6 protein-coding genes are annotated in these 4,236 nt (G+C 62.4%); 1 reads left to right on the plus strand and 5 read right to left on the minus strand.

What is annotated here, in order from left to right; all coding sequences use genetic code 11:
• Positions 1-90 precede the first annotated feature (90 nt).
• From CAPSK01_RS12125 to CAPSK01_RS12140, 5 genes are all read right to left on the minus strand, one after another.
• Positions 91-822, minus strand: coding sequence for a serine protease (locus tag CAPSK01_RS12125; RefSeq protein ID WP_034926638.1), 732 nt, complete (start codon positions 820-822; stop codon positions 91-93).
• Between the two features lie 32 nt (positions 823-854).
• The gene (locus CAPSK01_RS22820) at positions 855-995 is read right to left on the minus strand and encodes a hypothetical protein (protein WP_273703586.1); all 141 of its coding nucleotides are present in this window, start codon (positions 993-995) and stop codon (positions 855-857) included.
• Positions 996-1,168: 173 nt separating this feature from the next.
• Entirely contained in the window at positions 1,169-1,921 is a 753-nt protein-coding gene (locus CAPSK01_RS12130; RefSeq protein ID WP_034926856.1) for an amino acid ABC transporter ATP-binding protein, read from the minus strand.
• Between the two features lie 19 nt (positions 1,922-1,940).
• The gene (locus CAPSK01_RS12135) at positions 1,941-2,594 is read right to left on the minus strand and encodes an amino acid ABC transporter permease (RefSeq protein WP_034926641.1); all 654 of its coding nucleotides are present in this window, start codon (positions 2,592-2,594) and stop codon (positions 1,941-1,943) included.
• Positions 2,595-2,748: 154 nt separating this feature from the next.
• The gene (locus CAPSK01_RS12140) at positions 2,749-3,540 is read right to left on the minus strand and encodes an amino acid ABC transporter substrate-binding protein (RefSeq protein WP_034926645.1); all 792 of its coding nucleotides are present in this window, start codon (positions 3,538-3,540) and stop codon (positions 2,749-2,751) included.
• 177 nt (positions 3,541-3,717) lie between these two features.
• Between CAPSK01_RS12140 and CAPSK01_RS12145 the strand changes: the two genes are divergently transcribed.
• A partial coding sequence (locus CAPSK01_RS12145) for a CaiB/BaiF CoA-transferase family protein (protein WP_034926646.1) occupies positions 3,718-4,236 on the plus strand: 519 nt, incomplete at its 3' end.

Here is a 4,236-nt window from a genome sequence, read left to right on the forward strand (position 1 = left end):
GCTTCGCCGGAGCCAGCCAGCGGTCCCAAGCCTGCCATTCTGCCTGCCGACGAGCAATGTATTGGCGTTCCTTCACGAGGCAGTGCGCAATCAGTGAGCGGTCAGCGTCATCAGGATGTCGGCGTACCAGGCGCAATTGAGGCCCAGCGCTTCATCAAGCGTGCGGTCGCGGCTGCCAACGTCGAGCCGCGCCGAATGAATACCGAGCAGCAGCCACGGCAGATCGCCGCGCGTCGGATCCTGGCCGTAGGTGCGCATGACGACCGCTGCGCCGCTGGTGCCGCGGTGCGTGCGCGCATCGGTCAGGAAGTACCCTTCGCCCTTGAAGCGCAGGCCGAATGACGACGACAGCACGGCTTGCCGAACCACCGGCAGGTGGTGCAGGGTGTCGTGGAAGCCGAGCGGAAAACCGACCACCAGCAACGAGCTGCCGACCTCGACGGCGTCGCCGCAGCCGGGCAGATGCCCGGGAGTGAAGGCGCGATAGAGCGTCGCGGCCGGCAGGGCGCTGCGGTCGATCTCGATCACCGCCACGTCGATGTCCCCGGCCGTGTCCAGGCCCTGCCGCCAAAGGCTTTTTCCTCCGTTGTACAGCGGCATCGAAAACCTCGTCGACTCGGCCAGGTTGCTCGGGTTGATGTGCAACTCGATCTCGATGCGGTTGGGGAAATGCCGGCTCGGCTTGTCGAGCAGCACATGCCGGCTGGTCACCAGAAACAGCCGCTGGTCGCGCGCGAAGAAAAAACCACTTGCATTCGTCAGTGGCCACTGCTGCTCGAAAGTGCAGATGCGCGCAGCGGTGAGCAGGATGGTGTCAAGCATGGAACATGGCGTGATACCCCCTTCGGCGAGGCCTACTGCTTGTTCTCCCCTGCCGGGCTAACAGGCGCGGCATCCTGCTTCGGCGCATCGCCGAGCACCGTTTTCAGCGGGCAGATCGAAAACGCCGGACATTTCTTGCAACCGGCAACAATGGCGATTGGGCACAAAGTCATGGCAATGCTCCTTCAGAGTGGCAACCTCCCTAGCATACAACGGTTTAAGTCGCGTAGGTCAGGTTGGCGCGGCGTAAGCCGACACCCCAGCCAGAAGCTCCGACTCCTGCTTACCGCCCAATGCCGAAGGCACGTTCATTCGCACCTGGTTTGATCAGGCATCCTGCTTCGCTTTACAGCATATGTTCGAGAAAAGCCCGCGTACGCGGATGCTCCGGACTCGCGAACATTTCGCCCGCCGGACGCGCCTCGACGATCTCGCCTTCGTCCATGAAGACGACGCTGGTCGACACCTCGCGGGCGAAAGCCATTTCGTGGGTCACCACGAGCATCGTCATGTGCTCTTCGGCGAGCTGGCGCATGCTGCGCAGGACTTCGCCGGTGAGTTCGGGGTCGAGTGCCGAGGTCGGCTCGTCGAAGAGCATGATGTCGGGTTCCATGGCCAGCGCGCGGGCGATGGCGACGCGCTGTTTCTGGCCGCCAGAAAGGCGTGATGGATAACTGTCGCGCTTGTCGAGCAGGCCGACCTTGCGCAGCAATTCCTCGGCTTTGGGGATGATTGTCGCTGGCGCCAGACCCTGGACGGTGATCGGCGCTTCGATGATGTTCTGCAGTACGGTGAGATGCGGAAACAGGTTGAACTGCTGGAAAACCATTCCCATCTTGCGGCAGATGCGGCGCAGCTCGGTATCCGGCGCGTAGCGGCAGACACCGGCGGCGTCAGTACTCACCAGCGTATCGCCCGCGATCACGACGGCGCCGGAATCGATGCTTTCGAGGCGGTTGAGGCAGCGCAGAAAGGTGCTCTTGCCCGACCCCGACGGGCCGATGACCGCAACGACATCACCCCGGTCGATGTCCAGCGAGACACCCTTGAGGACTTCGACGACGCCAAAACGCTTGCGGATGTCACGCGCGACGATCATCGGCGCCGCGCCGGACAGCTCATTCATCGTAGACGGCATGTCGCTTTTCCAGGTAGTTGAATCCCCAGGTCAGGGCCAGCGTCATCAGCAGGTAGAAGGCAGCGGCGACGACGAAGGGCATGGTCGTGAAATCGCGCTGGACGATCCCCCGCGCGGCGCGCAAGAGGTCGTTCATCGCCAACACATAGATCAGCGAGGTATCCTTGACCAGGGTGATGGTTTCGTTGCTCATCGGCGGCAGGATGCGCTTCACCACCTGCGGCAGGACGATGCGGCGCATGGTCTGGCCATACGTAAGGCCGAGCACCCTGGCCGCCTCGTACTGCCCACGCTCGATCGACTGGATGCCGGCGCGAAAGATTTCGGCAAAATAAGCAGCGTAATTGAGGACGAAAGCGACGATCGCCGCCGGAAAATCCGGCAGCCGCACGCCGATCACCGGCACGAAGGGCAAGGCGAAATAGATGAACAGCATCTGCAGCATCAGCGGCGTGCCACGCATCAGCCAGATATAGCCATTGACGATGCCGCTGGCAATGCGAAAGTGCGAGACGCGCAGCAGCGCCAGGACGAGCCCGAGCGGCACCGAGAGCAGCAACGTCAGCAGGAAGACCTGCAGCGTCACCGCCGTCCCCGCGAGCAGCGGGCCGAGAATCTGGATTACGTAGTCCATGGGGTCAGCCTAGTCAACCGGGAGGCGCAGCACTGGCCGGAAAGCAGCAGCAAAACGCAGCTTGCGCAGACTCTCTTGCCGCGTCAGAGGCCACCGGAGAATCCCCCTTCTGTTTTTCGCCGGGCAGTCCTTTCCGATCGGCAAGAAACAGAATTTACTTGACGATGTTCTTGCCGAACCACTCGCTGGAAATGCGGGCAGCGGCACCGTCCTTCTTCATTTCGTCCATGGTCTTTTGCAGTTTGCCGAGCAACTCGGTGTCGTCCTTGCGGACACCGACGCCATACTCCTCGGTGCCGAAATGGTCTTCCAGGACGAGGTATTCGCCGGGCTTCTTGGCCAGGTAGTAGCGACCGACGACTTCGTCCACAACCAGTGCGTCGAGGCGACCGGTCGAGAGGTCCATTAGCGCCGTGACGTTGTCGCCGTACTTCCTGACTTCCTTGATCGATTTGGCGACGCCATCCTTCTCGACCGCTTCAACCGCGCTGCTGCCTTCCTGCAGTCCGACGACCTTGCCGGCCAGGTCAGCCTTGTTCTTGACCGGCGACTTGGCGGTGACCACGACGATCTGCCGGTTTTCCAGGTAAGGCGTGGTAAAGGCGATCTTTTCCTTGCGTTGCTCGGTGATCGTCAGACCGTTCCACAGGGCGTCGACGCGTTTGCCATTGAGTTCGGCCTCCTTGGCGTTCCAGTCGATCGGTTTGAACTCGACCTCGGCACCGAGGCGCCTGGCTGCTTCACGCGCGAGGTCGATGTCGAAACCGACCAGCTTGTTCTCCTGGTCGCGGAAACCCATCGGCGGGAAGTTGTCGTCGAGGCCGACGACGATTCTGGTGACCGCAACCGGCTGGGCTGCCGCCTGCGACTTCGGCGCCTCCTGCTTGCCACAGCCAATGAGCAGGACGCTGGCAGCCAGCGCGCTGAGCAGTAACGAAATTTTCATACGTTTTACCCTGATTGAATGGACATGAAGAAGCACGAGGTCGCCTGTTGTCCCGGCAGCCGACCGACTTTTTTTGAGCGTGGCGAGTACAAACCTCGAACAGGCGGCGATTATCCCGGAAAATGAGCCCCTCAAGCCTTTTTCCCCCGCAAAACTCTTTCCCGAAAGCCCATTCCCATGCGTTCTCCTCCTCTCGCCGGCCTGCGTGTCCTCGACCTGACACGACTCTTGCCGGGGCCTCTGGCCAGCATGCATCTCGCCGACCTCGGTGCCGACGTGATCAAGATCGAAGATACCGGCGCCGGTGACTACGCGCGCAGCGCCGGTGCGGTGCACGGCGACATCAGCTACTTTCAACTCGTGAACCGCAACAAGCGCAGCCTCACCCTCGACCTCAAGCAGGCTGCCGGTGTCGCGGCATTCCTGCGCCTCGCAGCCTCCGCCGATGTCATCCTCGAAGGCTTTCGCCCCGGCGTGGTAGACAAGCTCGGGATCGGCTACCAGGCGGTGTGCGCGATCAACCCGCGCCTCGTGTACTGCGCGATCACCGGCTATGGGCAGGACGGGCCGTATCGTGACCGTGCCGGCCACGATCTCAACTACCTCGGCTATTGCGGTCTGCTCGACCAGATCGGCGTTGCCGGCGGCGCCCCGGCGGTGCCCAACTTCCAGATCGGCGACCTGCTCGGCGGCTCC

The sequence above is a fragment of the Candidatus Accumulibacter vicinus genome (assembly GCF_000584955.1).
GTDB lineage: Bacteria > Pseudomonadota > Gammaproteobacteria > Burkholderiales > Rhodocyclaceae > Accumulibacter > Accumulibacter vicinus.

What these genes read in the sequence shown, in the direction of transcription:
- CAPSK01_RS12130 (WP_034926856.1), bottom strand. Translation starts at nt 1,921, where the DNA reads ATGATCGTCGCGCGTGACATCCGCAAGCGTTTTGGCGTCGTCGAAGTC.
- CAPSK01_RS12140 (WP_034926645.1), bottom strand. Translation starts at nt 3,540, where the DNA reads ATGAAAATTTCGTTACTGCTCAGCGCGCTGGCTGCCAGCGTCCTGCTC.
- CAPSK01_RS22820 (WP_273703586.1), bottom strand. Translation starts at nt 995, where the DNA reads ATGACTTTGTGCCCAATCGCCATTGTTGCCGGTTGCAAGAAATGTCCG.
- CAPSK01_RS12125 (WP_034926638.1), bottom strand. Translation starts at nt 822, where the DNA reads ATGCTTGACACCATCCTGCTCACCGCTGCGCGCATCTGCACTTTCGAG.
- CAPSK01_RS12135 (WP_034926641.1), bottom strand. Translation starts at nt 2,594, where the DNA reads ATGGACTACGTAATCCAGATTCTCGGCCCGCTGCTCGCGGGGACGGCG.